The sequence below is a fragment of the Pseudomonas sp. A genome (assembly GCF_056270345.1).
Genome location: NZ_CM149873.1, coordinates 1,713,851 through 1,738,379, shown reverse-complemented (window position 1 = coordinate 1,738,379; position 24,529 = coordinate 1,713,851). Strand labels below are relative to the sequence as shown.

At 64.5% G+C, this 24,529-nt stretch carries 25 protein-coding genes and 1 tRNA gene; 15 read left to right on the top strand and 11 right to left on the bottom strand.

All coding sequences use genetic code 11. From position 1 onward, the window contains the following. Positions 1-136: 136 nt before the first annotated feature. From AC0MAZ_RS07945 to AC0MAZ_RS07930, 4 genes are all read right to left on the bottom strand, one after another. Positions 137-427: a PA4642 family protein gene (locus AC0MAZ_RS07945; RefSeq protein ID WP_102685300.1), complete on the bottom strand. Its 291-nt coding sequence runs from the start codon at positions 425-427 to the stop codon at positions 137-139. 70 nt (positions 428-497) lie between these two features. Continuing rightward, positions 498-968 (bottom strand): hypothetical protein, encoded by a 471-nt coding sequence (locus AC0MAZ_RS07940; protein WP_475860833.1) that lies wholly within the window; start codon positions 966-968, stop codon positions 498-500. An 82-nt stretch (positions 969-1,050) separates the two neighbouring features. Next, positions 1,051-1,524 (bottom strand): WbuC family cupin fold metalloprotein, encoded by a 474-nt coding sequence (locus AC0MAZ_RS07935; protein ID WP_475860832.1) that lies wholly within the window; start codon positions 1,522-1,524, stop codon positions 1,051-1,053. 2 nt (positions 1,525-1,526) lie between these two features. Continuing rightward, the gene (locus tag AC0MAZ_RS07930; protein WP_110735869.1) at positions 1,527-2,084 is read right to left on the bottom strand and encodes a hypoxanthine-guanine phosphoribosyltransferase; all 558 of its coding nucleotides are present in this window, start codon (positions 2,082-2,084) and stop codon (positions 1,527-1,529) included. A gap of 165 nt (positions 2,085-2,249) precedes the next feature. Here AC0MAZ_RS07930 and upp point away from each other — a divergent pair, with 165 nt between their 5' ends. Beyond that, a complete protein-coding gene (gene upp / locus AC0MAZ_RS07925; protein ID WP_028691132.1) occupies positions 2,250-2,888 on the top strand; it encodes a uracil phosphoribosyltransferase in 639 nt (212 codons plus the stop codon). A 2-nt stretch (positions 2,889-2,890) separates the two neighbouring features. Continuing rightward, entirely contained in the window at positions 2,891-4,165 is a 1,275-nt protein-coding gene (locus tag AC0MAZ_RS07920; protein ID WP_203647986.1) for a uracil-xanthine permease family protein, read from the top strand. A gap of 114 nt (positions 4,166-4,279) precedes the next feature. Here the strand turns inward: AC0MAZ_RS07920 and hemH are convergent, their stop codons facing one another. Further along, positions 4,280-5,293 (bottom strand): ferrochelatase, encoded by a 1,014-nt coding sequence (gene hemH / locus AC0MAZ_RS07915; protein ID WP_475860831.1) that lies wholly within the window; start codon positions 5,291-5,293, stop codon positions 4,280-4,282. 13 nt (positions 5,294-5,306) lie between these two features. Continuing rightward, a complete protein-coding gene (locus AC0MAZ_RS07910; RefSeq protein WP_203647988.1) occupies positions 5,307-6,212 on the bottom strand; it encodes a TIGR01777 family oxidoreductase in 906 nt (301 codons plus the stop codon). Positions 6,213-6,398: 186 nt separating this feature from the next. On the opposite strand from AC0MAZ_RS07910, the gene AC0MAZ_RS07905 reads away from it, so the two are divergent. The 5 genes from AC0MAZ_RS07905 to AC0MAZ_RS07885 all read left to right on the top strand — a co-directional run bounded on the left by AC0MAZ_RS07905 (position 6,399) and on the right by AC0MAZ_RS07885 (position 11,458). Continuing rightward, on the top strand, positions 6,399-7,385 hold the full coding sequence (locus AC0MAZ_RS07905) for an NAD(P)/FAD-dependent oxidoreductase (RefSeq protein WP_232854723.1): 987 nt from the start codon (positions 6,399-6,401) through the stop codon (positions 7,383-7,385). Between the two features lie 107 nt (positions 7,386-7,492). Continuing rightward, positions 7,493-8,461 carry a DUF523 and DUF1722 domain-containing protein gene (locus AC0MAZ_RS07900; protein WP_475860830.1) on the top strand — a complete coding sequence of 323 codons (969 nt, stop codon included), beginning with the start codon at positions 7,493-7,495 and terminating at the stop codon, positions 8,459-8,461. Beyond that, entirely contained in the window at positions 8,451-9,326 is an 876-nt protein-coding gene (locus tag AC0MAZ_RS07895; RefSeq protein WP_232854725.1) for a MerR family transcriptional regulator, read from the top strand. Before AC0MAZ_RS07900 ends, AC0MAZ_RS07895 begins: the two co-directional genes overlap by 11 nt. A gap of 11 nt (positions 9,327-9,337) precedes the next feature. After that, positions 9,338-10,774 carry a deoxyribodipyrimidine photo-lyase gene (phrB, locus tag AC0MAZ_RS07890; protein ID WP_475860829.1) on the top strand — a complete coding sequence of 479 codons (1,437 nt, stop codon included), beginning with the start codon at positions 9,338-9,340 and terminating at the stop codon, positions 10,772-10,774. A 3-nt stretch (positions 10,775-10,777) separates the two neighbouring features. Continuing rightward, positions 10,778-11,458, top strand: a complete 681-nt coding sequence (locus tag AC0MAZ_RS07885; protein WP_475860828.1) for an SDR family NAD(P)-dependent oxidoreductase — start codon at positions 10,778-10,780, stop codon at positions 11,456-11,458. Positions 11,459-11,467: 9 nt separating this feature from the next. On the opposite strand, the gene murI is transcribed toward AC0MAZ_RS07885, so the two are convergent. From murI to hemA, 5 genes are read right to left on the bottom strand one after another with little or no spacing between them, the layout of a single operon-like run. Beyond that, positions 11,468-12,265, bottom strand: a complete 798-nt coding sequence (gene murI / locus AC0MAZ_RS07880) for a glutamate racemase (protein WP_234560443.1) — start codon at positions 12,263-12,265, stop codon at positions 11,468-11,470. After that, on the bottom strand, positions 12,258-13,013 hold the full coding sequence (locus tag AC0MAZ_RS07875; RefSeq protein ID WP_203647992.1) for a molybdopterin-synthase adenylyltransferase MoeB: 756 nt from the start codon (positions 13,011-13,013) through the stop codon (positions 12,258-12,260). The genes murI and AC0MAZ_RS07875 overlap by 8 nt, the downstream gene beginning before the upstream one ends. Next, a complete protein-coding gene (gene prmC / locus AC0MAZ_RS07870) occupies positions 13,007-13,837 on the bottom strand; it encodes a peptide chain release factor N(5)-glutamine methyltransferase (RefSeq protein WP_475860827.1) in 831 nt (276 codons plus the stop codon). Before prmC ends, AC0MAZ_RS07875 begins: the two co-directional genes overlap by 7 nt. Continuing rightward, complete coding sequence (gene prfA, locus AC0MAZ_RS07865; protein ID WP_203647994.1) at positions 13,838-14,920, bottom strand: peptide chain release factor 1; 1,083 nt, start codon at positions 14,918-14,920, stop codon at positions 13,838-13,840. Further along, a complete protein-coding gene (gene hemA, locus AC0MAZ_RS07860) occupies positions 14,917-16,194 on the bottom strand; it encodes a glutamyl-tRNA reductase (RefSeq protein ID WP_203647995.1) in 1,278 nt (425 codons plus the stop codon). Before hemA ends, prfA begins: the two co-directional genes overlap by 4 nt. A gap of 1,075 nt (positions 16,195-17,269) precedes the next feature. Between hemA and AC0MAZ_RS07855 the strand changes: the two genes are divergently transcribed. The 8 genes from AC0MAZ_RS07855 (at position 17,270) to ychF (ending at position 24,063) form a co-directional block, all read left to right on the top strand. Next, positions 17,270-18,991: a tetratricopeptide repeat protein gene (locus AC0MAZ_RS07855; protein ID WP_475860826.1), complete on the top strand. Its 1,722-nt coding sequence runs from the start codon at positions 17,270-17,272 to the stop codon at positions 18,989-18,991. A gap of 3 nt (positions 18,992-18,994) precedes the next feature. Next, positions 18,995-19,612 (top strand): lipoprotein insertase outer membrane protein LolB, encoded by a 618-nt coding sequence (gene lolB / locus AC0MAZ_RS07850; protein ID WP_028691147.1) that lies wholly within the window; start codon positions 18,995-18,997, stop codon positions 19,610-19,612. 4 nt (positions 19,613-19,616) lie between these two features. Then, positions 19,617-20,477 carry a 4-(cytidine 5'-diphospho)-2-C-methyl-D-erythritol kinase gene (ispE, locus tag AC0MAZ_RS07845; protein ID WP_203647998.1) on the top strand — a complete coding sequence of 287 codons (861 nt, stop codon included), beginning with the start codon at positions 19,617-19,619 and terminating at the stop codon, positions 20,475-20,477. Between the two features lie 20 nt (positions 20,478-20,497). Continuing rightward, positions 20,498-20,572: transfer RNA gene (locus tag AC0MAZ_RS07840), tRNA-Gln, on the top strand. 45 nt (positions 20,573-20,617) lie between these two features. Further along, the gene (locus tag AC0MAZ_RS07835) at positions 20,618-21,559 is read left to right on the top strand and encodes a ribose-phosphate pyrophosphokinase (protein WP_016391678.1); all 942 of its coding nucleotides are present in this window, start codon (positions 20,618-20,620) and stop codon (positions 21,557-21,559) included. 119 nt (positions 21,560-21,678) lie between these two features. Further along, positions 21,679-22,275, top strand: coding sequence for a 50S ribosomal protein L25/general stress protein Ctc (locus AC0MAZ_RS07830; protein ID WP_203647999.1), 597 nt, complete (start codon positions 21,679-21,681; stop codon positions 22,273-22,275). A gap of 79 nt (positions 22,276-22,354) precedes the next feature. Further along, complete coding sequence (gene pth, locus AC0MAZ_RS07825) at positions 22,355-22,939, top strand: aminoacyl-tRNA hydrolase (RefSeq protein ID WP_023629555.1); 585 nt, start codon at positions 22,355-22,357, stop codon at positions 22,937-22,939. A gap of 23 nt (positions 22,940-22,962) precedes the next feature. Continuing rightward, complete coding sequence (ychF, locus tag AC0MAZ_RS07820) at positions 22,963-24,063, top strand: redox-regulated ATPase YchF (protein WP_203648000.1); 1,101 nt, start codon at positions 22,963-22,965, stop codon at positions 24,061-24,063. Positions 24,064-24,529: the final 466 nt, after the last annotated feature.

Here is a 24,529-nt window from a genome sequence, read left to right as displayed (position 1 = left end):
TGGGCCGCGAAAGGGCCGCAAAGCGGCCCCGGCGATATTGAGGTATGGCATAAATCTGGGGCTGCTTCGCAGCCCTTTCCGGCCGGTCCGACGCCTCGGCAAGGCCGCTCCTACAGGGGAAGCCGAACGCGCGAAATCAGCCCCGGGCGTTATCGATGATCTCGATGTACTCCGGCGCATTGCGCTGGTCGGCGATCGCCTCGACGAAGGTCTTGCCGTGCTCATCCTTGCCATCGAGGTCGTAACCGGCGGCGACGAAGAAGCCCACATAACGCTCGAAATCATCGACGCGCAGGCCGCGGTAGCCCTTGATCAGCTTGTGATGAGACGGCGAGGTCAGGCCATCGGCCGGCTCGAACTGCAGGAACGTCTTGATGTACTCGTCGCTGATCTCGTCACCAATCACTTGTTTCTTGTCTTTACGCATCGCCGACTCCAACTGGGCCATCACGGACATTTTCGAAGGCCGGCAGTTTACCCCCCGAAACCTGCGGCCCTCAACGCGTACGTACGGTACCGGTGTGCAGGTCGGCCCAGATGTGGCCATTGGCGTAGGTAAGGAACTGCACGTACAGGGTTTCGTTGCGCAGCAAGTCCATGATCACCCGGTAGTCGGCCATCGGGTAGTTGAGGGTCAGGGTCCGGCTCTTGTCGTCATAGGCCGGCTTTTTCAGGCTCTTGCCACCCTCACCGTCGAAGTTGAGCAGCACCTGCGTGATGGTCGAGCCCTTGCTCAACGGCTTGCCCTTCAGGCGCATCTGCAGGGACGAGGTGATCGGAATCGGTTGCTGGTCGGACTGGCGCTGGGTGCCCACCACTACGCTGTAGTCGGTGACCTGCAGCAGTTGCTGGCTGGCCGGAGCCTCCTGCCGCAGGGAGAGGTCGTCGGGCGGGAGGAACTGGCTATGCAGCGGGGCTGCCGAGAGAGGCAGGCTTACCGCCAACAGGAGGGGGATGAACGCACGCATGTGAGGCTCCTTGGCAAGAGCAGGCACTCTACGCACGGGCCCTGTCGCGGGGCAAGCCCGCTCCCACGATGAAGGAGCAGGCTTAATCGAACTGCGCGCGCATCCAGGCATGATATTCGGCAACGCCCGCCTCACCTTCACGCGGCGCCCAGTGAGCGTGTTCTCCCTCGCCTACCGGCCGGTAAGGTCCGGCCTTGCACTCGAACATCACGCTGTCCGCCTCAAGCACCACCAGGCCGTGGTAAGTGCCGGGCGCCAGGTCGACACCCAGGCACTCGCCGCCCGCCAGCAGGACACGCTTGTCGATCACCTCACCCTGATCGTCGAAAATCAACAACCCCAGGCGCCCCTTGAGCACGATCAAGACCTCGGCCTTGTCATCACTCAGGTGCCGGTGCGGCGGAATGTAGGTGTGTGGCTGCAACCCCACCGCCATGCGGTGGCAGGGCTCTTCCATCTGGTGGAAGTTGTGGTGCTGGCGTCCACGCGGGCTCTCGCTGGCCTTGTGTGCCAGCCCGGCGAACAACGACTGATCCAGGAACGCAGGCTGGCGCATGATTACAGCCCCTTGACCGCGAAGATGCCGTTGGCGTTGCGCCAGTAGCCCTTGTAGTCCATGCCGTAGCCGAAGATGTAGCGGTCGATGCATGGCAGGCCGGTGTAGGTGGCCTTCAGGTCCGGGCTGGCCTTGCGGTCGTGGTCCTTGTCGATCAGCACCGCGGTGTGCACCGCGCGGGCGCCGGCGTGCTTGCAGAACTCGATGATCGCGCTGAGGGTGTGGCCCTCGTCGAGGATGTCGTCGACGATCAGCACGTCGCGGTCGATGAACGACACTTCCGGCTTGGCCTTCCAGAACAGCTCGCCGCCGCTGGTGGTGTTGCGGTAGCGGGTGGCATGCAGGTACGAGGCTTCCAGCGGGAACTGCAGGTGGGTGAGCAGCTTGCCGGAGAAGATCAGGCCGCCGTTCATCACGCAGAAGACCACCGGGTTCTTGTCGTGCAGGTCCTTGCAGATCTGTTTGCCGACCTCGGCGATGGCGGCCTCGACCTCGGCTTCGTTGTACAGGCAATCAGCCTCGTGCATCACTTGACGGATATGCTCGAGATCGGCGGACATGGCGCTCTCCAGGGGGTGCGTTTTGGAAAAGCGGGCAAAGGTACGCATCCGCTCGTCCCAGATCAAGCCTTTATGGACTAACGTGCACAATGACTGCACGACATCAAGGACTGAATAGATTAATCTAGCGCGGTTTTTTTGCCCGCCTCCCGGAGCCCTCCCCCTATGCCTACTCGTGAGATCCGCCATCCGCTGATCCGCCACAAGCTCGGCCTGATGCGCCGTGCCGATATCAGCACCAAGAATTTTCGCGAACTCGCCCAGGAAGTCGGTGCACTGCTGACCTATGAAGCCACCCAGGACCTGCCGCTCGAAACCTACGAGATCGACGGCTGGTGCGGCAAGGTGCAAGTCGAGAAGATCGCCGGCAAGAAGATCACCGTCGTGCCGATCCTGCGCGCCGGCATCGGCATGCTCGACGGCGTGCTCAGCCTGGTCCCCGGGGCCAAGGTGAGTGCCGTGGGCGTTGCCCGCAACGAGGAAACCCTCGAGGCCCACACCTACCTCGAGAAACTCGCGCCGGACATCAACCAGCGCCTGGCCCTGATCATCGACCCGATGCTGGCCACTGGCGGCTCGATGGTCGCCACCATCGACCTGCTGAAAAAGGCCGGCTGCAAGGAAATTCGCGCCATGGTCCTGGTAGCAGCACCCGAAGGCATCGCCGTGGTGGAGAAAGCCCACCCCGACGTGCAGATCTACACCGCCTCGATTGACCAGCGCCTGAACGAGCACGGTTACATCGTCCCAGGCCTGGGTGATGCCGGCGACAAGATCTTCGGCACCAAGCAGAAGGACGCCTGACCATGCAGGACGGCTTCAACGACCCGCTCTGGCGCCAGGTCGTCTCGGGCGCGCAGATGCTCTTCGTGGCATTCGGCGCGCTGGTGCTGATGCCGCTGATAACCGGCCTCGATCCGAACGTGGCGCTGTTCACCGCCGGCATAGGCACCCTGCTGTTCCAGCTGGTCACGGGCCGTCAGGTCCCGGTATTCCTGGCCTCGAGCTTCGCCTTCATCACCCCGATCATCCTCGCCAAGGGCCAGTTCGGCCTGGCCGAGACCATGGGCGGCGTGATGGCCGCAGGCTTCGTGTACACCTTCATGGGCCTGATGGTGAAGATCAAGGGCACCGGTTTCATCGACCGCATGCTGCCGCCGGTGGTGATCGGCCCGGTGATCATTTCCATCGGCCTGGCCATGGCACCGATCGCCGCCAACATGGCCATGGGCAAGGGTGGTGATGGCGCTGCGCTGATGCCGTACAAGACCGCCATGCTGATCTCCATGCCGGCACTGCTGACCACGCTGGTCGTCGCCGTGTTCGGCAAGGGCATCTTCCGCCTGGTGCCGATCATTTCCGGCGTGCTGGTGGGCTTCGCCTTGTCGTTTGCCTTCGGCGTGGTCGACACCGCCAAGATCGCTGCGGCCCCTTGGCTGGAACTGCCCAATTTCACCGCGCCGGCCTTCAACTGGCAGGCCATCCTGTTCATCGTGCCCGTGGCCCTGGCCCCGGCGATCGAACACATCGGCGGGGTGATTGCGGTGGGCAGCGTGACCGGCCGCGACTACCTGAAAAAGCCCGGCCTGCACCGCACACTGCTGGGTGACGGCCTGGCCACCACCGCCGCCGGCCTGTTCGGCGGCCCGCCCAACACCACCTACGCCGAAGTGACCGGCGCGGTGATGCTGACCAAGAACTACAACCCGAAGATCATGACCTGGGCGGCGGTATTCGCCATCACCCTGGCCTTCATCGGCAAGTTCGGCGCGCTGCTGCAGAGCATTCCGGTACCGGTGATGGGCGGCATTCTCTGCCTGCTGTTCGGTTCGATCGCGGCGGTGGGCATGAACACCATGATCCGCCACAAGATCGACCTGGCCGAGGCGCGCAACCTGGTGATCGTTTCGGTGACCCTGGTGTTCGGTATCGGCGGCGTGCTGATCGGCAGCGGCGACGGCCCGGACGACTGGGGCCTGAAGGGCATCGCCCTGTGCGCCGTGGTGGCGATTGCCCTGAACCTGATCCTGCCGGGCAACGATGGCTGGAAGAACAAGAAGCTGGATGATCAGTTGCCTTGATCCGGCGCTAGACTGACCTGGCCTCTTCGCGGGTAAACCCGCTCCCACAGGACTCTCACCGAACCTGCGGGAGCGGGTTTACCCGCGAAGAGGCCGGCCTGGTCAACCCAGGCCTCAAGCCTTCTCGCACATCCCCGCCAACACCCTCACCCACTCCGGGTGATCATTCAGGCACGGCACCAGCACCAGCTCCTTCCCGCCCGCCTCGATGAACTGCTCCTTGCCCCGATCGCCGATCTCCTCCAGCGTCTCGATGCAATCGGCGACGAACGCCGGGCACATCACCAGCAGCTTCTTCACCCCCGCCTTGCCCAGCTCGTCCAGGCGCGTCTCGGTGTAGGGTTCGATCCATTTGGCCCGGCCCAGGCGCGACTGGAACGACACCGACCACTTGCCGTCCGGGATGCCCATCTTCTCGGCGAATGCCCTGGCCGTGGCCAGGCACTGGCCGCGATAGCACACCGCACGCATCTCGGCGCTGGCGTCCTTGCAGCAGTCGGCGGCCTGGAAGTCATGCTGGCCGGTGGGGTCGAGCTTTTTCAGGTGCCGCTCGGGCAAACCATGGAAGCTCAGCAGCAGGTGATCGTAATCCTGTTCCAGGTACGGGCGGGCGCTGGCCACCAGGGCATCGATGTACTCAGGGTGGTCGTAGAACGGCTGCAGAATGCGGGTCTGCAAGGGCAGCTTGCGCTCGGCAATGGTCTGCTTCGCCAACTCCACGACCGTGGTCACGGTGCTGTCGGCGAATTGTGGATAAAGCGGCGCCAGCGTTACCTTGCGCACACCTTGCGCGGCCAGGCGCTCCAGGACCTCCGGCAGCGCCGGTTGTCCGTAACGCATGGCGATCTCCACCGGCCCATGGGGCCAATGGGCGGTTATCGCCTGCTGCAGACGGCGGGTCAGCACCACCAGCGGCGAGCCCTCGTCCCACCAGATCGAGGCGTAGGCATGGGCCGACTGCTCGGGGCGCTTGATCAGGATCAGCGACACCAGCAACCGCCGCACCGGCCAGGGCAGATCAATCACGTACGGGTCCATGAGGAACTGGTTGAGGTAACGGCGCACGTCGGCCACCGAGGTGGAGGCCGGCGAACCCAGGTTGACCAGCAGCAGGGCGTGATCGGTCATGCAGCGTCCTATGTCAGAGGCGGCTGGACAGGTTGTCCAGGGCCGATTGCAGATCGTTGAAACGGAACGTGTAGCCCGCCGCCAGCAGGCGCACCGGGCGCGCGCGCTGGCCACCGAGCAGCAGCGTCGACAACTCGCCGAGCCCGGCCTTGAGCAACAGCGCCGGCATCGGCATGAACGCCGGACGATGCAGGATGCGGCCCAGGCGCTTGGCGAACTCGCGGTTGCGCACCGGCTCCGGCGCGCAGGCATTATAGGGACCGCTGGCTTCGTTGTGCTGCAAGAGAAAATCAATCAGGCCGATTTGGTCGTCGATATGCACCCAGGGCATCCACTGCCGACCATCGCCCAACGGCCCGCCCAGGCCCAGCTTGTACGGCAGGCGCAGGCGCGACAAAAAGCCGCCATCGGCAGCCAGCACCAGGCCAGTGCGCACCAGCACCACGCGGATCCCCAGGACCTGGGCGCGCTGGGCGGTTTCCTCCCAGGCGATGCACAACTGGCTGGCGAAGTCCTCCTTCACCGGCGGCGAAGCCTCGGTGAGTTCTCGCTCGCCGCCATCGCCGTACCAACCCACCGCCGAGCCGGAAATCAACACCTGCGGGCGGCGCTCGCGGCGCTCCAGCCAGGCCAGCAACTGCTCGGTGAGGGTCACCCGGCTGGCCCAGAGCAGGTTGCGTCGCGCCGCGGTCCAGGGCCGGTCGGCGATCGGTGCGCCGGCCAGGTTGACCACCGCATCCACGTCGTCGTCATCGGCAATGTCTTCCAGCCGGGCCACACCGCGAACGCCGCTGCCGCAGATTTTCGCCACCTGTTCGGGGCGCCGGCTCCAGACCGTCAGGCGATGCCCTTGCTGGCGCCACAACTGGCACAGGTGTTGGCCAATCAAACCGGTACCGCCGGTCAGCAATATATGCATGGTTGTGTCCTCGCACTTGGCGGCCGTGGTCTATTTTTAAGATCAAGGCACTTTTTTGACCGAACGCTCTCGGATAAACATAGGCCAACCTGCCTATCGAGCGGAATAACCTTATACAAACATTGTGCATTGTACAGGTTTGCCTGGCAGCGTAGGCTGCGTATAGCTAGGTTCGAAGAGGCCATCATGACAGTACCTATTGCCATCATCGGTGCCGGAATCGCCGGCCTGTCCGCCGCCCAGGCCCTGCAGAAAGCCGGGCAGACCGTCCACCTGTTCGACAAGGGCCACGGCAGCGGTGGCCGCATGGCCAGCAAGCGCAGCGACGCCGGCGCCCTGGACCTCGGTGCCCAGTACTTCACCGCCCGCGACCGGCGCTTCGTCGAGCAGGTCCAGCACTGGGTGGCGAACGGCTGGGCGCAGCAGTGGAAGCCGCAGCTGTACAACTACCGCGATGGTGAACTGACCCCCTCCCCTGATGAACAGATCCGCTGGGTCGGCGTACCACGCATGAGCGCCATCACCCGCGGCCTGCTCAAGGATGTCACGGTGAACTTCGGCTGCCGCATCGCCGAGGTGTTTCGCGGCAAACAGTACTGGCACCTGCAGGACACCGAGGGCTGCAGCCACGGACCGTTCAGCCAGGTGGTGATCGCCGTGCCGGCGCCTCAGGCCACCGCGCTGTTGACGGCCGCCCCCAAACTCGCGGCGGTCGCCGCCGGGGTGCAGATGGAACCGACCTGGGCCATCGCCCTGGGCTTCCAGACACCGCTCGACACCCCCATGCAGGGCTGCTTCGTGCAGGACAATCCGCTCGACTGGCTGGCCCGCAATCGGAGCAAACCAGGCCGCGACGAGCATCTCGACACCTGGGTGCTGCATGCCACCTCAAGCTGGAGCAAGCAGCATATCGACCTGCCCAAGGAGCAAGTGATCGAGCAGCTGTGGGGTGAGTTTGCCGAGCTGGTCGGCTGCATAGTCCCCGCGCCGACCTTCGCCCTGGCCCACCGCTGGCTTTACGCCCGTCCTGCAGTCAATCATGAATGGGGCACGCTGGCCGATGCCGACCTGGGCCTGTACGCCTGTGGCGACTGGTGCCTGTCCGGCCGGGTCGAAGGGGCCTGGCTCAGTGGCCAGGAAGCCGCCCGACGGCTGCTGGAGCATCTGGAATAATCGACGGAAAAACTTATACAAAAAATTCTACTTGTATAAGTTTTTATCTGTGCTGGAATAGACTTGTACAAACCGTGCAGCCTGTACAAGTCATTCCGGAGACCGCGATGAACGCTTCACCGCCCAGCGGCAAGCCACGCCTGGCCATCAGCGCCTGCCTGACCGGCCTCAACGTGCGCTACAACGCCGGCCACAAAGCTTCCAGCCTCTGTCTGGAACTGCTCGAAAAGCATTTCGACTGGGTACCGCTGTGCCCCGAGGTCGCCATCGGCCTGGGCACGCCCCGTGAACCCATCCGCCTGGTGGGGGACCCGGACCACCCCGCCGTCACCGGCACGCGCAACAGCGCCACTGATTTTGCCGGCCCGCTGCGTGCCTACGGCGAACAGATGGCCGACGAACTCGACGATATCTGCGGCTACATCTTCATGCAGAAGTCACCGTCCTGCGGCCTTGAACGGGTCAAGGTCTACCAGGAAGACGGCCGCCCGGCCCACCAGGGTGGCCGGGGCGCCTACGCCGCGGCATTCTGCGAGCGGCGCCCGGACCTGCCGGTCGAGGAGGAAGGCCGCCTGCACGACCCGGTGCTGCGGGAAAACTTCATCACCCGCGTCTACGCCTACGCCGACTGGCGGCAACTGCTGCGCCAGGGCCTGAGCCGCGGCGCGCTGATCCGCTTCCATGCCCGCTACAAGTACCTGCTGATGGCGCACAATCCCCAGGCGTACCGCAGCCTTGGCCGCCTGCTCGGCAACATGAGCCGCGACGACGACCCGGCGCAGCTCGGCCCGCGCTACTTCAGCCAGTTGATGCAGGCACTGCGCCGCTGCGCCAGTCGCGGCACCCATGGCAACGTACTGCAGCACCTGAGCGGCTATCTGCGCAACGACCTGGGCCAGGCGGACAAGGCCGAGCTGCAGCAGGTCATCGGCCAATACCAGCAAGGCGTGGTGCCCCTGGTCGTACCCTTGACCCTGCTCAAGCACCACCTGCGCCACCATCCCGATCCCTATCTGCTGCAACAGGCCTACCTGCAACCCCATCCGGAAGACCTCGGACTGCGCAATGCCATCTGACCCATTGCTGCCCATCGGCGAAGTGGCCCGCCTGACCGGCGTCAATCCGGTCACCCTGCGCGCCTGGGAGCGCCGGTACGGCCTGATCAAGCCACAGCGCACGCCCAAGGGCCATCGCCTTTATCCACAGGACCAGGTGCAGCGGGTCCAGGCCGTGCTGCGCTGGCTGGAGCGTGGCGCCGCGGTGAGCCAGGTGCGCGAGCTGCTGGACAATGCCGCGCATGCCACGGCGCCGATCCAGGGCGAATGGGGCGCACGGATCGAGCAGTTGATCGCGGCCATCGCCCGCCTTGCCCAGCGTCCGCTGGACCAGTTGATCAACCAGGTCATGGCCCTCTACCCCGCCGTAACCGTGTGCGAACGCCTGCTGCTGCCGCTGCTCGAAGCCCTCGAACAACGCTGGCAAACGCATTTCGACGCGCGACTGGAACAGGTGTTCCTTCAGGGCTGGCTGCGCAGCAAGCTGGGGGCGCGGGTTTATCACGACAGCCACTCGCTTGGCGGCCCCTGCGTGCTGCTCGCCCGCTCCGATGATTCCCCCTTCGATGCCGAGTTCTGGCTTTGCGCGTGGCTGCTGAGCAGCAACGGCTACCCACTGGAGATCCTCGAGTGGTCGGTCGAGCCCCGTCAACTGCGCCTGGCCGTGGAGCACCTGCAACCACGAGCGCTGCTGCTGCACCTCGGCCGTCGCCCCGACCTCGCCGCGCTGGGCCGCGCATTGAAGGACGTCAACACACTGAAACTGCTGGGTGGTAGCACCGTCAGCCTGCATGAGACGGAACTGCATGCACTGTCGCTGCCTGACCTGCACTTGTTCGACAGCCCGCTTACAGCCTTGCGCTGCCTTCAACAACCTCGACCTTGAGCCTGCAACCCATGCAATTGATCTGGCTGCGCAGCGACCTGCGCATCGATGACAACACCGCCCTCGCGGCCGCCTGCCAGCGTGGCCCGACCGTGGCCCTCTGGATCGCCAGCCCCGGCCAGTGGCAGGCCCACGACGATGCGCCGTGCAAGGTCGATTTCTGGCTGCGCAACCTGCGATTGCTGCAACAGTCGCTGGCGGCGCTGAACATTCCGTTGCTGGTTCGCACGACAGACAGCTGGGCGGGTGTCCCGGAGAGCGTGCTCGAGGTCTGTCGCCAGCACGGCATCGAGGCCGTGCACTGGAACGACGAATACGGCATCAACGAGGCCCGGCGGGACCAGGCAACCCATGACGCATTGCAGCAAGCCGGAATCACCGCCACCGGCCACCTCGACCAGCTGCTGTTCAGGCCCGGCAGCGTGCTGACCCGCACCGGCCAGTACTTCCAGGTGTTCGGCCAGTTCAAGCGGGTCTGCCTGGAGCACCTGCACCGCAGCCTGCCCCCCCTTGCCCATTCGGTGAAACGCCAGCAAGCCCTCGGGATCCGCAGCGACGCCATCCCCCTGCAGATCGAAGGCTTCGAGCCCCCTGGCGAAGCCCTACGCCAGCATTGGCCGGCAGGCGAGGATGAAGGCAGGCGGCGGTTACAGCGCTTCGTCGACGAAACCATCGATGACTACGCACAACTGCGCGACCTGCCTGCCAGGGCCGGCACCAGCCAGTTGTCCCCCTACCTCGCCGCTGGCGTGGTCTCGCCGCGCCAGTGCCTGCACGCGGCACTGGCCAGCAACCGGGGCGAGTTCGACAGTGGCAGCGTCGGCGTGCAGACCTGGGTCAACGAGCTGCTGTGGCGCGAGTTCTACAAGCACACCCTGGTGGGCTACCCCCGGGTCTCCCGGCACCGCGCCTTCCGCCTGCATACAGAAGCACTGCCCTGGCGCGACGCGCCCGCCGACCTGCAGGCCTGGAAGGACGGCCGCACCGGCTTCCCCATCATCGATGCCGCCATGCGCCAGTTGCTGCACACCGGCTGGATGCACAACCGCCTGCGCATGATCGTCGCCATGTTCCTCAGCAAGAACCTGCTGATCGACTGGCGGCACGGCGAACGGCATTTCATGCGTCACCTGATAGACGGTGATCTGGCCGCCAACAACGGTGGCTGGCAATGGAGCGCCTCGACCGGCACCGACGCCGTGCCCTATTTTCGGATCTTCAACCCCATCACACAGTCGCAGCGCTTCGATCCGAACGGATTGTTCATCCGCCGGTGGTTGCCTGAACTGGAAGGAAAGGACGATAAATCAATTCACTACCCCGTGAAATCCGCCGACCTATTTGCTACTAATAATTACTCGGGCCCGATAGTCGATCTCGATAGTAGTCGCCAACGCGCATTAGAAGCCTTCAAAAGCTTGACCAGCTGGCAGGATCAGGGGGCATAGAGCATGACACGTCGTTTCTGGATTACAGGAGCCAGCCACGGACTCGGCCTGGCCTTGGTGGAACAGTTGCTCGCACAAGGGCACACGGTGGCCGCCAGTGGCAGGGATAGCCAGGAACACGACACCTTGGGGGAGCGTCACGGCACACGCTTGCTGCGGCTTTTCGGCCCCTTGCAGGATGCCGGCCAGCGGCTTAAGGCCACTTGGGGCGCGCTGGATTGTCTGCTGGTAAATGCCGGGAGCTGCGACTATCTGCCGGACAATATGGCGCATGCAGACCTGTTCGAGCAGATCGTCAGCAGCAACCTGCAGGCCACGCACCAGTGCCTGAACGCCGCGCTGCCGTTGTTGGCCAAGGGCCAGAGGCCGCAGGTCATGGCCATTCTCAGTCGCTACTCGGCATTGCAGCTGTTCGAACCGAACCAGCCGCTCAATGGCGGCAACAGCCTGCCGACATGGCTGAGCGAACAACGCAACACCCTGAGCACACTAGGCATCGACCTGACCGTGGTGGCGCCTCAGTCGCTGAAGACCCCGGTGACCTCGGTACAGGCCATTCCGGAGGCCTGGACGGCGCAAAGCGCAGCGCAGGAGTTGCTGGCGCGCCTGGATGAGCGCCAACCCGAGCTGGTACTGGAGGTGCTCAACCCAGGCGAACTGTGGCCGCTGCCGAAAAGCAGTTGAACCTGCGTTTCATGGCAGGAAGCGCTGCACGCTGCCGGACTGGTTCCACAATAGCGGCAGGACATTCTGCAAGTTGTCCGGCTCGCCGCTGCTCCAGAACGCAGTCGTCCGCGCCGGTCCGTCACTGAGCAGCCCGCGAGCGCCCAGCAGGCGTTGCAGTTGGCGCGCCACGGCAGCGCCGGTGTCGATGATCGCCACATCCGCCGGCACCATCTCGGCCAGCATGGGCCGCAGGAACGGGTAGTGGGTGCAGCCCAGGATCAGGGTGTCGCAACCGGCCGCCAGCAAAGGTTTTACATAGCCCGACAGCAACTGGCGCAGTTGCTCGCTGACCAGATCCCCTGCCTCGATACGCTCCACCAGCCCAGGGCACGGCTGAGTAATCACCCGCACATCGTTGGCGAAGCGGTCAAGCAAGGCAGCGAACTTGGCGCTCTGCAGGGTACCGGTGGTGGCCAGCACACCGACCACGCCGGAGCGGGTTGCCGCGGCCGCCGGCTTGACCGCAGGCTCCATGCCCACCAGCGGCCAGTCCGGATAGAGCTCGCGCAGGTCGGCCACCGCCGCCACCGTGGCCGTGTTACAGGCCAGGACCAAGGCCTTGGCGCCCTGCTCATGGTAGAACCTGGCGATCAGCCGCAGACGCTGGCGAATGTAGTCCGGGGACTTCTCGCCATAGGGCACGTGGCCACTGTCGGCCAGGTAGAGCAGCGACTCGTTGGGCAGCAGGCGCTGGATCTCGGCCAGCACCGACAACCCGCCGACCCCGGAATCCATCACGCCCACCGGCGCCGAGCGCTCAGCCATGGCGAGTCGCGCACACCGCGCAGGCGGGGTCGCGCTTGACCCGCAGCTCGCGCATGCGGGTACTCAGGGCGTCGATCAGCAGCAGGCGGCCGACCAGCGGCTCGCCGAAACCGACCAGCAACTTCAGCGCTTCCAGTGCCTGCAGGCTGCCGACCAGCCCCACCAGCGGACCGATCACACCGGCCTCGCTGCAGGTCAGCTCGGCCTCGCTGCCATGGCCATACAGGCAGTGGTAGCAGGGGCTGGTATCGCGGCGGGTGTCGAACACCGACAACTGGCCCTCGAGGCGGATCGCCGCACCGCTGACCAACGGCTTGCCCGCAGCCACACAGGCGGCATTGACCGCCTCGCGGGTGCCGAAGTTGTCGGAGCAGTCGAGCACTACATCGACCGCCGCCACCGCGGCGGCCAGCGAATCCTCATCCAGCGCCCGGCGATGGGCGACCAGGCTGATTTCCGGGTTGATCGCCCGCAGACGCTTGATGGCCGAATCGACCTTGCTCATGCCGACGCTGTCGCTGTCGTGGATCACCTGGCGTTGCAGGTTGGTCAGGTCGACGGTGTCGAAATCGGCCAGGTGCAGCTCACCGACACCCGCCGCGGCGAGGTACAGCGCCACCGGCGAGCCCAGCCCGCCCAGGCCTATCACCAGGGCCTTGCCGTGTTTCAGGCGCAACTGGCCGTCGATATCCACCTGCGACAGGAGGATCTGCCGGCTGTAGCGCAACAGCTCCTGGTCGCTCAGCATGGCAGGCGCCCCAGGCTGATGCGTTCGTGGCCGCCCAGGTCGACGCGGCTGGCGACGTCGATGAAGCCGGCCGCCGCCAGCAGGTCGCGTACGGCGGGCGCCTGGTCATAGCCGTGCTCGAGCAGCAGCCAACCTCCGGGCAGCAGGTGCGCCGGGGCCTGGGCGACGATCACCCGCAGGTCGTCCAGCCCGTCTTCGCCGGCCACCAGGGCACTGCTGGGTTCGAAGCGCACGTCACCGGCCACCAGGTGCGGATCAGCGGCGCGAATATAGGGCGGGTTGCTGAGGATCAGGTCAAATCGGTCACCCGAGAGAGCGTCGAACCAATGGCTGGCGCGCACCTGGACATTGCCCAGGCCCAGGCGCTGGCGGTTGTGCTCGGCCAAGGCCACGGCCTCGTCGATACGGTCCACCGCCGTGACCTGCCACCCCGGACGCTCACTGGCCAGGGCCAGGGCGATAGCCCCGGTGCCGGTGCCCAGATCGAGTACTCGGGCAGGCATGGGTGGCACGAGCTCAAGGGCGGTTTCCACCAGCAGCTCGGTGTCCGGACGCGGAATCAGCGTGTGTGGCGCAACTTCCAGGTCCAGCTTCCAGAACCCCTGTTGGCCGAGGATATAGGCCACCGGCTCACCGGCGCGACGCCGTTCGAGGTAGCTGGCGAACACCTGCGCCGCCTCGCTGCTGACGATGCGCTCGGGCCAGGTGTGCAGGAAGCTGCGCGACTTGCCCAGGGCCGCGGCCAGGAGCAGCTCGGCGTCCAGCCGTTCGGTCGGCGAGTCCGGCAACTGCGCGTTGCGCAGCAGGCTGGCGATGATGGTCATTCAATCCCCCAGGGCGGCCAGCTGATCGGCCTGGTATTCGGCCAGCAACGGCTCGATCACCGCGTCCACACCGCCGGCGAGGATATCGTCGAGGGAGTAGAGGGTGAGGTTGATACGGTGGTCGGTGACCCGGCCCTGTGGATAGTTGTAGGTGCGGATGCGCTCGGAGCGATCGCCTGAACCCACCAGCAGTTTGCGCTCGCTGGCGATGGCGTTCTGCGCGGCGCTGGTCTGCATGTCGTTGAGCTTGGCCGACAGCCAGGACATGGCGCGGGCACGGTTCTTGTGCTGCGAGCGCTCTTCCTGGCACTCGACCACGATGCCGGTGGGCAAGTGGGTGATGCGGATCGCCGAGTCGGTCTTGTTGACATGCTGGCCGCCGGCGCCGGAGGCGCGGTAGGTGTCCACGCGCAGGTCGGCCGGGTTGATCTCGATCGCCACCTGCTCGTCGGGCTCGGGCAATACCGCCACGGTGCAGGCCGAGGTGTGGATACGGCCTTGCGATTCGGTTTCCGGGACCCGCTGCACACGGTGCGCGCCGGACTCGAACTTCAGCTTGCCGTACACGCTGTCGCCTTCGACCCGGGCGATGATTTCCTTGTAGCCGCCGTGCTCGCCTTCGTTCTCGGAGAGGATCTCCAGGCGCCAGCCGCGTTTCTCGGCGTAGCGCGAGTACATGCGGAACAGGTCGCCGGAGAAGATCGCCGCCTCGTCACCGCCGGTGCCGGCGCGGATTTCCAGGAACACGTTGCGCCCGTCGTTGGGATCCTTGGGCAACAGCATGCGCTGCAGCTGCGACTCCAGGCCCACCAACTGCTCCTTGGCCTCGCGCACCTCCTCCACAGCCATCTCGCGCAGGTCGGGGTCGGCATCCTTGAGCAGCGCCTGGGCGCCCTCGAGATCGTCCTGGACCTTGCGCCAGTCTTTATAGGCGCCGATCACCGGCTCGACTTCGGCGTACTCGCGGGAGTAGGCGCGAAAGCGCGTCTGGTCGGAAATGACTTCGGCGTCACCAAGCAGCGCGGTGAGTTCCTCGAAGCGATCCTGGAGCGTGTCCAGTTTGTTCAGCAGCGACGCTTTCATTGCGGGGATTTGTCCGTCGAGCCCTCGTGGAGGGCGAAGAGTTCCTGGGCCATGGCCAGCGCATCGAGGCGGCCTTCGGCGGAGAGCTTTTTCAGCTGCACGCTGGGCGCGTGCAAGAGTTTGTTGGTCAGGCCCCGGGCCAGCTGCATGAGCACATCCTCGGGGTTGCCGCCGTTGCCGAGCAGGCGCAGAGCCTTTTGCAGTTCTTCGTCGCGCAGGCGCTCGCTCTGCTGGCGGTAGGCCTTGAGCACATCCACCGCCGCCAGTTCGCGCAGGCGCACCATGAAGTCGTCGGCGCCGGCCGAGACCAGCTCTTCGGCGGCCTGGGCCGCGCCCTGGCGGCTCTTGAGGTTTTCCGCGACCACGTCATGCAGGTCGTCGACGGTATAGAGGTAGACGTCGTCCAGCTCGCCCACCTGCGGCTCGATGTCACGCGGCACGGCGATGTCGACCATGAAGATCGGCTTGTGCCGGCGCTGCTTCAGCGCGCTTTCCACCGCGCCCTTGCCGAGGATCGGCAGTTGACTGGCGGTGGAGCTGATGACGATGTCGCTGTTGGCCAGTTCCTGCGGGATGTCCGAGAGCAGCACGGCATGCGCGCCGAACTGCTCGGCGAGGATGCTGGCACGCTCGAGGGTGCGGTTGGCCACGACGATGCGGCGCACGCCCTGCTCGTGCAGGTGGCGGGCGACCAGGGTGATGGTCTCGCCGGCGCCGATCAGCAGTGCCTGGCTGCGGCCCAGGTCGGAGAAGATCTGCCTGGCCAGGCTGACCGCGGCGAACGCCACCGACACCGGGTTCTCGCCGATGGCGGTGTCGGTGCGCACCTGCTTGGCGGCGCTGAAGGTGGCCTGGAACAGGCGCCCGAGCAGCGGCCCGACGGTGCCGGCCTCACGGGCCACGGCATAAGCTGACTTCATCTGGCCGAGGATCTGCGGCTCGCCGAGCACCAGCGAGTCGAGGCCGGAGGCCACGCGCATCATGTGCCGGACCGCGTCATGTTCCTCGTGGACATAGGCGCTGGCGCGCAGTTCGTCGAGGCTCAGCTGGTGGTAGTCGGCCAGCCATTGCAGCACGGCGTCGGCGGCAAGGTGGTCCTGCTCTATATAAAGCTCGCTGCGGTTGCAGGTGGACAGGATCGCCGCCTCGCGGCTGGCGGTCAGTCGGCAGAGCTGCTGCAGGGCATCGACCAGCTGCTCGGGCGTAAACGCCACGCGCTCGCGTACGTCTACCGAGGCAGTCTTATGGTTGATACCAAGTGCAAGAAAGGCCATGCAAGGTCGCTGGTTGGGACGTGAAGCCGATAATTGTCCTACTTCGCAGGTTTTAGAACAACCACCGTTCGCTATTGTGGCGATGGTGCGTGCCTATCGCCCCGCACCATCACCCTTCCCTGCCGTTGCCGTTGCCGTTGCCGATCGAGAGTCTAGCGCCATACCCAGCTAGCGACAGCTGCGCCAGCCCAGGCGCCGCCCGTACCTTCGCGACTTCAGGAGGCCGAACGCAGGTCTTGCGAAGGGAGGTGACGGGCATGGATGCCCGTCAAGCGCTGGGGCCCAGGATGGGCCCTGCAGCGCGGTCCTCCCGGGAGCAAGGCCGGAGTGAGGGGACCCGGAGCGCAGCGGAGGGCCGGATGAATGGAGCGCAGCGTTTTTTGGTTACTTTTTGTCGCGTTTGACAAAAAGTGACTCGCCGTAAGGGCGAAAAGGTGACTATGCGTCGACATCGTAAATGAATGCGCTTGCACTTGTAGAAACCCGCGCCGACCGATTTTGACTTTGACTTTGACTTTCAGAGCGTGGGTTTTGAAAGTTATACGCTCATTCATTGGCGATGGCGACGCATAGTCACCTTTCCGCCCTTACGGCGGCCTACTTTTGTCTTGGCAAAAGTAGGCAAAACCGCCCCGCTCCGTTCATCCGGCCCCTACGCTTCGCTCCGGGGTCCCCTCACTCCGGTCTTGCTCCCGGGAGGACCGCGCTGAACGCCCCATCCTGGGGCGCAGCGCTTGACGGGCATCCATGCCCGTCACCTCCCTCCGCAAGACCTGCGTTCGGCCTCCTGAAGTCGCAATTGGTGTTGCCTGAACTACCGCGCGCTTAGAAGCAAAAGCAAAAACAACGGCAACGGCAAGGGCAAGGGCAAGGGCAAGGGCAAGGGCAAGGGCAAGGGCAAGGGCAAGGGCAAGGGCAAGGGCAGGATGCCGTGAGTGGTTGCGAACCACCGCCCCGGCTCATTGTCCCTATACTCCGAAGCACCGCTTCACACCACGACCTTCGCAGGTGGGTTTGCCCTCACGCTTGTGTCATCATGCTCCGACCGCCGGTTTAGCCTCTTTAATAAGCCTCTATGAACAAATCCTACGCATTGCTGCTTGCCCTCGCCCTGCTTCAAGGCTGCCAGAGCCTGGCCCCGAAGACGGACGCCCAGTCGCCCGCCGTCGACGCCGGCAAGAGCGCGGAAAAGCCCGTGGTGTACGGATCGTTCAAGCAGGAGACCCTGTACAGCCTGCTGGTGGCTGAGCTGGCCGGCCAGCGCAACCGCTTCGACATCGCCCTGGCCAACTACGTCGACCAGGCCGAAAAGACCCAGGATCCGGCCGTCTCCGAGCGTGCCTATCGCATCGCCGAATACCTCGGCGCCGACGAGCCAGCCCTGGACACCGCCCTGATCTGGGCCCGCAACGATCCGCAGAACCTCGACGCCCAGCGCGCCGCGGCCATCCAGCTGGCCCGCGCCGGACGCTACGACGATTCCATGACCTATATGGAAAAGGTGCTGCAAGGCCAGGGCGACACCCACTTCGATTTCCTCGCCCTGGCGGCCGCCGAGACCGACCAGAGCACCCGTGACGGCCTGATGCAGAGCTTCGACCGCCTGCTGGTGAAATACCCCGACAACGGCCAGCTGGTATTCGGCAAGGCCCTGCTGCTGAACCAGGACGACAAGCCGCAACAGGCCCTCGACCTGCTCGAGGCCCATCCGCCGAAGAACGGCGAAATCGCCCCGGTGCTACTGCGCGCCCGTCTGCTGCAAGCCATGGACCGTGGCCCCGAGGCCCTGCCGCTGCTGCGTGGAGCAATCCGCGACAACCCCGAGGACAAGCGCCTGCGCCTGACCTACGCCCGCACCCTGGTCGAGCAGGACCGCATCGACGACGCCAAGGCCGAATTCGAAAGCCTGCTGCAGCAGTACCCCGAAGACGACGAAATCCGCTACTCGCTGGCCCTGGTGTGCCTGGAAACCAAACACTGGGACGAAGCCGAAGGCTACCTGCAAGAGCTGGTCGAGCGTGACGCCAACGTCGACGCCGCCCACCTCAACCTGGGCCGCATCCGCGAAGAGCGCAGCCAGCCGGCCGCCGCCCTGCGCGAATACGCCCTGGTCGGCCCCGGCCCGGACTACCTGCCGGCGCAACTGCGCCAGGCCGACATCCTCATCGCCAACGGCCGCAGCGCCGAGGCCTCGCGGATACTCGCCGAAGCCCGCGAGGCGCAGCCGGACTACGCCATCCAGCTGTACCTGATCGAAGCCGAAAGCCTGGGCAACAACGGCAAGGAGGCGCAGGCCGGTCAAGTGCTGGCGCAGGCGATAAAGCGCTACCCGGACGACCTCAACCTGCTCTATACCCGCGCCATGCTCGCCGAGAAGCGCAACGACCTGGCGCAGATGGAGAAAGACCTGCGCGCGATCCTTGCCCGCGAGCCGGAAAACGCCATGGCCCTCAACGCCCTGGGCTACACCCTGGCCGACCGCACCACCCGCTACAGCGAAGCCAAGACGTTGATCGACAAGGCCCACCAGCTCACCCCCGACGACCCGGCGGTGCTCGACAGCCTGGGCTGGGTGGCCTATCGCATGGGCAACCTCGAGGAAGCCGAACGCCAGCTGCGCCTGGCCTTCGAACGCTTCCCCGACCATGAAGTCGCCGCCCACCTGGGCGAAGTCCTCTGGGCCAACGGCAAGCGCCGCGAAGCCCGCCAAGTCTGGGCCAAGGGCTTCGAAGCCCAGGCCGACAGCCCCATCCTGCGCAAGACCCTGCTGCGCCTGACCGGATCCGAGAGCCTGTAAACCATGTTCCTGCGTCATTGCATCACCTTCACCCTCATCGCCCTGCTCGCCGGCTGCGCCGGCTTCGGCAGCAAGGAAGCCGTACAAGGCCAAGGCAACCCGCAGCTGTGGCGCGAGCACAAACAGCAGCTGGGCAGCCTCGACGGCTGGCAGATCAACGGCAAGGTCGGCATCCGCGCCCCGCGCGACTCCGGCAGCGGCACCCTGTTCTGGCTGCAACGCCAGGACTACTACGACATCCGCCTGGCCGGCCCCCTGGGTCGTGGCGCGGCGCGCCTGACCGGACGCCCCGGCGGCGTGGTGCTGGAAGTGGCCAACCAGGGCCGCTACGAGGCCGCCAACCCCGAGGCACTGCTGGAAGAACAACTGGGCTGGCGCCTGCCGGTGTCGCACCTGGTCTGGTGGGTGCGCGGCCTGCCCGCCCCGGACAGCAAGAGCCAGCTGACCCTCGACGGCGACAGCCGCCTGGCCAGCCTTCACCAGGATGGCTGGCAGGTCGAGTACCTGAGCTACGTGGAGCAGAACGGCTACTGGCTGCCCGAGCGCCTCAAGCTGCACGGCGAGAACATCGACGTGACCCTGGTGGTCAAGGACTGGCAGCCACGCCAGCTGGGGCACTGAGACAATGCACAAGCTGACCCTGCCCGCCCCGGCCAAGCTCAACCTCTGGCTGCACATCACCGGCCGCCGCGCCGACGGCTACCACGAGCTGGAAACCGTGTTCCAGTTCCTCGAGCACGGCGACGAACTGAGCTTCGCCCTGCGCGAGGACGGCCAGATCCGCCTGCAGACCGAAATTGAAGGCGTGCCCCACGACAGCAACCTGATCGTCCGCGCCGCGCGCCTGCTGCAGGCACAATCCGCCACCCCGCTCGGCGCCGACATCTGGCTGCACAAGGTGCTGCCCATGGGCGGCGGCATCGGCGGCGGCAGCTCGGACGCGGCCACCACCCTGCTGGCGCTCGCTCACCTGTGGCAGCTGGACTGGGACCAAGACCGCCTGGCAAGCCTGGGCCTGTCGCTCGGCGCCGATGTGCCGGTGTTCGTCCGCGGCCACGCGGCCTTCGCCCAGGGTGTCGGCGAGCAGCTGACCCCGGTCGACCCCGAGGAACCCTGGTATGTCGTGCTGGTGCCGCAAGTGTCTGTCAGCACAGCGGAAATTTTTTCGCATCCGGAGTTGACACGTGATTCCCTCCCCCTTAAGATGCGCCCCGTTCCCGAGGGAAACAGTCGAAATGACTGCCAACCGGTAGTAGAGCAACGGTATCCTGAAGTTCGCAATGCGCTGATTTCACTGGGTAAATTCACCGAAGCCCGAATGACCGGAACTGGAAGTTGTGTGTTTGGGGCCTTCCCAAGCAAAGCCGAAGCTGATAGAGTTCTGGCCCTTCTTTCAGAGACCCAAACAGGGTTTGTGGCGAAAGGAAGCAATGTTTCGATGTTGCATCGCAAGCTGCAAGTTCTGATCAAGAAGTCGAGTTCATAAGAATTCGCAGCAACAGATACAGGGGCGTCGCCAAGCGGTAAGGCAGCAGGTTTTGATCCTGCCATGCGTTGGTTCGAATCCAGCCGCCCCTGCCATTTCTTATACTCATCCAGGTTACCCTCAGCCTTCAGGTACTGCGCGTGTCCAAGATGATGGTCTTCACGGGGAATGCCAACCCCGATCTGGCTCGGCGTGTCGTACGTCAGCTGCATATTCCACTGGGTGATGTTTCTGTCGGTAAATTCTCCGACGGCGAAATCAGTGCTGAAATCAATGAAAATGTCCGCGGTAAGGACGTCTTCATCATTCAGCCCACCTGTGCTCCAACCAACGACAATCTGATGGAACTGGTCGTGATGGCAGATGCCTTCCGCCGCTCCTCAGCGTCGCGAATCACCGCCGTGATTCCCTACTTCGGATACGCCCGCCAGGACCGCCGTCCGCGTTCGGCACGTGTAGCCATCAGCGCCAAAGTCGTCGCTGACATGCTCACTGTCGTGGGTATCGACCGTGTACTCACCGTCGACCTGCACGCTGACCAGATCCAGGGTTTCTTCGATATCCCCGTCGACAACATCTACGGCTCGCCCGTACTGGTCGACGACATCGAAGACCAGCGTTTCGAGAACCTGATGATCGTTTCCCCGGACATCGGTGGTGTGGTGCGTGCTCGCGCCGTTGCCAAGTCCCTGGGCGTCGATCTCGGGATCATCGACAAGCGCCGCGAAAAGGCTAACCACTCCGAGGTTATGCACATCATCGGCGACGTCGAAGGACGCACCTGCATCCTGGTAGACGACATGGTCGACACCGCCGGCACCCTGTGCCACGCGGCCAAGGCCCTGAAAGAACACGGTGCCGCCAAGGTCTACGCCTATTGCACGCACCCTGTGTTGTCGGGCCGTGCGATCGAGAACATCGAGAAGTCGGTACTGGACGAGTTGGTGGTGACCAACACCGTTCCGCTGTCCGCCGCTGCTCAGGCCTGTGACCGTATCCGCCAGCTGGATATCGCACCGGTTGTCGCTGAAGCGGTACGCCGCATCAGCAACGAAGAATCGATCAGCGCGATGTTCCGCTAAGCGGAACATGTGTTGATATGAAGCGCCCCGCCCCAGCATGTGTTGGGGCGGGGCTTTTTTGCCATCCCCGTCTGGCGCTGGTCGCAAACGCCCTCGGGGGGCTATTTTGGAGAAACAAAATGACTGATTTCATTCTGAACGCCCAAGCGCGTACTGACCTGGGGAAAGGTGCGAGCCGCCGCCTGCGTCACTCGCTGAACATCCCTGCCGTTGTCTACGGTGGCGATAAAGAAGCCCAATCCCTGACCATCGTGGCCAAGGAAATCGCCAAGCTGTTCGAAAACGAAGCTGCCTTCAGCCACGTGATCGAACTGAACGTCGACGGCGCCAAGCAGAACGTCGTGGTCAAGGCCATGCAGCGTCACCCGGCCAAAGGCTTCATCATGCACGCCGACTTCGTTCGCGTCGTTGCTGGCCAGAAGCTGACCGCCAAGGTTCCAGTTCACTTCGTCGGCGAAGAAGCCCCGATCAAGAAAGGCGGCGAGATCTCGCACGTCGTTTCCGAGATCGAAGTGTCCTGCGAAGCCAAGGACCTGCCTGAGTTCATCGAAGTCGACCTGGCCAAGGCCGAAGTCGGCACCATCATCCACCTGTCGGACCTGAAAGCTCCGAAAGGCGTAGAGTTCGTCGCTCTGGCCCACGGTGATGACAAAGCTGTTGCCAACGTCCACGCCCCGCGCGTTGCCGCTGAAGCTGCTGAAGGCGCTGCCGAGTAATCCACTCGCACGCCGGCGTTGATCGGGTTACAGTGCCGCGCGCACTGTAACCCACCAACTCCAAGGAAGAGCCCCTGACGTGACCGCCATCCAGTTGATCGTCGGCCTGGGTAACCCCGGCCCCGAATACGAACAGACCCGGCATAACGCAGGGGCTCTTTTCGTTGAACGCCTCGCCAGCGCCCAGCGCGTTTCGCTGTCCGCTGACAAAAAGTATTTCGGCCTGACGGCTAAATTCAGCCATCAGGGCAACGATGTTCGCCTGTTGATCCCCACCACCTACATGAACCGTAGCGGCCAGTCCGTGGCGGCTCTGGCCAATTTCTTCCGCATCAAGCCGGAAGCGATCCTGGTGGCCCACGACGAACTCGACCTGCCTCCCGGCGTCGCCAAGCTCAAGAGAGGCGGCGGCCACGGTGGGCACAACGGCCTGCGCGACATCATCGCGCAGCTCGGCAACCAGAACGACTTCCACCGCCTGCGGCTCGGCATCGGCCACCCGGGCGACGCCAAACTGGTCTCCAACTTCGTCCTGGGCCGGGCGCCACGCGCCGAGCAGGAGAAGCTCGACGCCAGCATCGATTTTGCCCTCGGCGTGATGCCCGACGTGCTGGCCGGCGACTTCGCCAAGGCCATGCGCGAACTGCACAGCCAGAAGGCCTGACACTTTACGAAAGGGGAATACCCATGGGTTTCAATTGCGGCATCGTCGGCCTGCCCAACGTCGGCAAGTCCACCCTGTTCAACGCCCTGACCAAGTCCGGCATCGCGGCGGAGAACTTCCCCTTCTGCACCATCGAGCCGAACAGCGGCATCGTGCCGATGCCCGATGCGCGCCTGGCGGCACTGGCCGAGATCGTCAAGCCGAACCGCATCCTGCCGACCACCATGGAATTCGTCGACATCGCCGGCCTGGTCGCCGGTGCTTCCAAGGGTGAAGGCCTGGGCAACAAGTTCCTCGCCAACATCCGCGAGACCGACGCCATCGCCCACGTGGTGCGCTGCTTCGAAGACGAGAACGTGATCCACGTTTCCAACAGCGTCGACCCCAAGCGCGACATCGAGATCATCGACCTCGAACTGATCTTCGCCGACCTCGACAGCTGTGAGAAGCAACTGCAGAAGGTCGCCCGCAACGCCAAGGGCGGTGACAAGGACGCCCTGGCACAGAAGGCCATCCTGGAAAAGCTGATCCCGCACTTCACCGAAGGCAAGCCGGCGCGCAGCCTGATGAAAAACATGGCTGACGACGAGAAGGCCGTGATTCGCGGCTTCCACCTGCTGACCAGCAAGCCGGTGATGTACATCGCCAACGTCGCCGAAGACGGCTTCGACAACAACCCGCACCTGGACGTGGTCAAGGCCATCGCCGAGGAAGAAGGCGCGGTGGTGGTACCGGTGTGCAACAAGATCGAAGCCGAGATCGCCGAGCTGGACGACGGCGAGGAGAAGGACATGTTCCTCGAGGCCCTGGGCCTGGAAGAGCCTGGCCTGAACCGCGTGATCCGTGCCGGTTACGAGCTGCTCAACCTGCAGACCTACTTCACCGCCGGCGTGCAGGAAGTGCGTGCCTGGACCGTGCGCGTGGGCGCCACCGCACCGCAAGCGGCCGGCGTGATCCACACCGACTTCGAGAAAGGCTTCATCCGCGCCGAAGTGGTGGCCTACGACGACTTCATCCAGTTCAAGGGTGAGGGCGGTGCCAAGGAAGCCGGTAAATGGCGCCTGGAAGGCAAGGACTACATCGTCAAGGACGGTGACGTGATGCACTTCCGCTTCAACGTCTGATGCCCCGCTCCTGAAAAAACCCGCTCCGGCGGGTTTTTTTTCGCCTGCAGAAAAGCCCTACAACCCGCGCCCGTAAAGACCGACATGCATATCGGCAAATTTGCATGCCCAAATATTTCCAGAAATGCATTGACTGCATATGCACGCATGCATAATCTGTGTCTCGAGCCGGACAGCAACCGGTTGTGACACAGGCAGCGATGAACAGGCCTCGACTGTTCAGAGGGTTGGCAACTGGCCCGGGTGTGCAGCGTAAAGCACCACGATCAGTTTTCCGGCGGGCAGACGGCCGCGGTCGGAGTCACCAATTCGAAGTGCAACCGCATGGCGTCACCAGTCGTGGCCAGCGGTTCGACAACGCATTACTGAAAAGCCTGCACTGCGGGCTTTTTGGAATGCCGAGCATGGCTTCGGCAATTAAGAGAGGCTCGAAGCCCCCACTGATCTGGCGCGACCACTGTGGGAG

What these genes read in the sequence shown, in the direction of transcription:
- AC0MAZ_RS07940 (WP_475860833.1), bottom strand. Translation starts at nt 968, where the DNA reads ATGCGTGCGTTCATCCCCCTCCTGTTGGCGGTAAGCCTGCCTCTCTCG.
- prfA (WP_203647994.1), bottom strand. Translation starts at nt 14,920, where the DNA reads ATGAAAGCGTCGCTGCTGAACAAACTGGACACGCTCCAGGATCGCTTC.
- AC0MAZ_RS07930 (WP_110735869.1), bottom strand. Translation starts at nt 2,084, where the DNA reads ATGTCCGCCGATCTCGAGCATATCCGTCAAGTGATGCACGAGGCTGAT.
- AC0MAZ_RS07905 (WP_232854723.1), top strand. Translation starts at nt 6,399, where the DNA reads ATGACAGTACCTATTGCCATCATCGGTGCCGGAATCGCCGGCCTGTCC.
- prmC (WP_475860827.1), bottom strand. Translation starts at nt 13,837, where the DNA reads ATGACCATCATCGCCAGCCTGCTGCGCAACGCGCAGTTGCCGGACTCG.
- AC0MAZ_RS07900 (WP_475860830.1), top strand. Translation starts at nt 7,493, where the DNA reads ATGAACGCTTCACCGCCCAGCGGCAAGCCACGCCTGGCCATCAGCGCC.
- ispE (WP_203647998.1), top strand. Translation starts at nt 19,617, where the DNA reads ATGCACAAGCTGACCCTGCCCGCCCCGGCCAAGCTCAACCTCTGGCTG.
- AC0MAZ_RS07945 (WP_102685300.1), bottom strand. Translation starts at nt 427, where the DNA reads ATGCGTAAAGACAAGAAACAAGTGATTGGTGACGAGATCAGCGACGAG.
- AC0MAZ_RS07875 (WP_203647992.1), bottom strand. Translation starts at nt 13,013, where the DNA reads ATGCTGAGCGACCAGGAGCTGTTGCGCTACAGCCGGCAGATCCTCCTG.
- hemH (WP_475860831.1), bottom strand. Translation starts at nt 5,293, where the DNA reads ATGACCGATCACGCCCTGCTGCTGGTCAACCTGGGTTCGCCGGCCTCC.
- hemA (WP_203647995.1), bottom strand. Translation starts at nt 16,194, where the DNA reads ATGGCCTTTCTTGCACTTGGTATCAACCATAAGACTGCCTCGGTAGAC.
- AC0MAZ_RS07910 (WP_203647988.1), bottom strand. Translation starts at nt 6,212, where the DNA reads ATGCATATATTGCTGACCGGCGGTACCGGTTTGATTGGCCAACACCTG.
- AC0MAZ_RS07830 (WP_203647999.1), top strand. Translation starts at nt 21,679, where the DNA reads ATGACTGATTTCATTCTGAACGCCCAAGCGCGTACTGACCTGGGGAAA.
- murI (WP_234560443.1), bottom strand. Translation starts at nt 12,265, where the DNA reads ATGGCTGAGCGCTCGGCGCCGGTGGGCGTGATGGATTCCGGGGTCGGC.
- AC0MAZ_RS07920 (WP_203647986.1), top strand. Translation starts at nt 2,891, where the DNA reads ATGCAGGACGGCTTCAACGACCCGCTCTGGCGCCAGGTCGTCTCGGGC.
- AC0MAZ_RS07935 (WP_475860832.1), bottom strand. Translation starts at nt 1,524, where the DNA reads ATGCGCCAGCCTGCGTTCCTGGATCAGTCGTTGTTCGCCGGGCTGGCA.
- AC0MAZ_RS07895 (WP_232854725.1), top strand. Translation starts at nt 8,451, where the DNA reads ATGCCATCTGACCCATTGCTGCCCATCGGCGAAGTGGCCCGCCTGACC.
- ychF (WP_203648000.1), top strand. Translation starts at nt 22,963, where the DNA reads ATGGGTTTCAATTGCGGCATCGTCGGCCTGCCCAACGTCGGCAAGTCC.
- lolB (WP_028691147.1), top strand. Translation starts at nt 18,995, where the DNA reads ATGTTCCTGCGTCATTGCATCACCTTCACCCTCATCGCCCTGCTCGCC.
- phrB (WP_475860829.1), top strand. Translation starts at nt 9,338, where the DNA reads ATGCAATTGATCTGGCTGCGCAGCGACCTGCGCATCGATGACAACACC.
- AC0MAZ_RS07855 (WP_475860826.1), top strand. Translation starts at nt 17,270, where the DNA reads ATGAACAAATCCTACGCATTGCTGCTTGCCCTCGCCCTGCTTCAAGGC.
- AC0MAZ_RS07885 (WP_475860828.1), top strand. Translation starts at nt 10,778, where the DNA reads ATGACACGTCGTTTCTGGATTACAGGAGCCAGCCACGGACTCGGCCTG.
- upp (WP_028691132.1), top strand. Translation starts at nt 2,250, where the DNA reads ATGCCTACTCGTGAGATCCGCCATCCGCTGATCCGCCACAAGCTCGGC.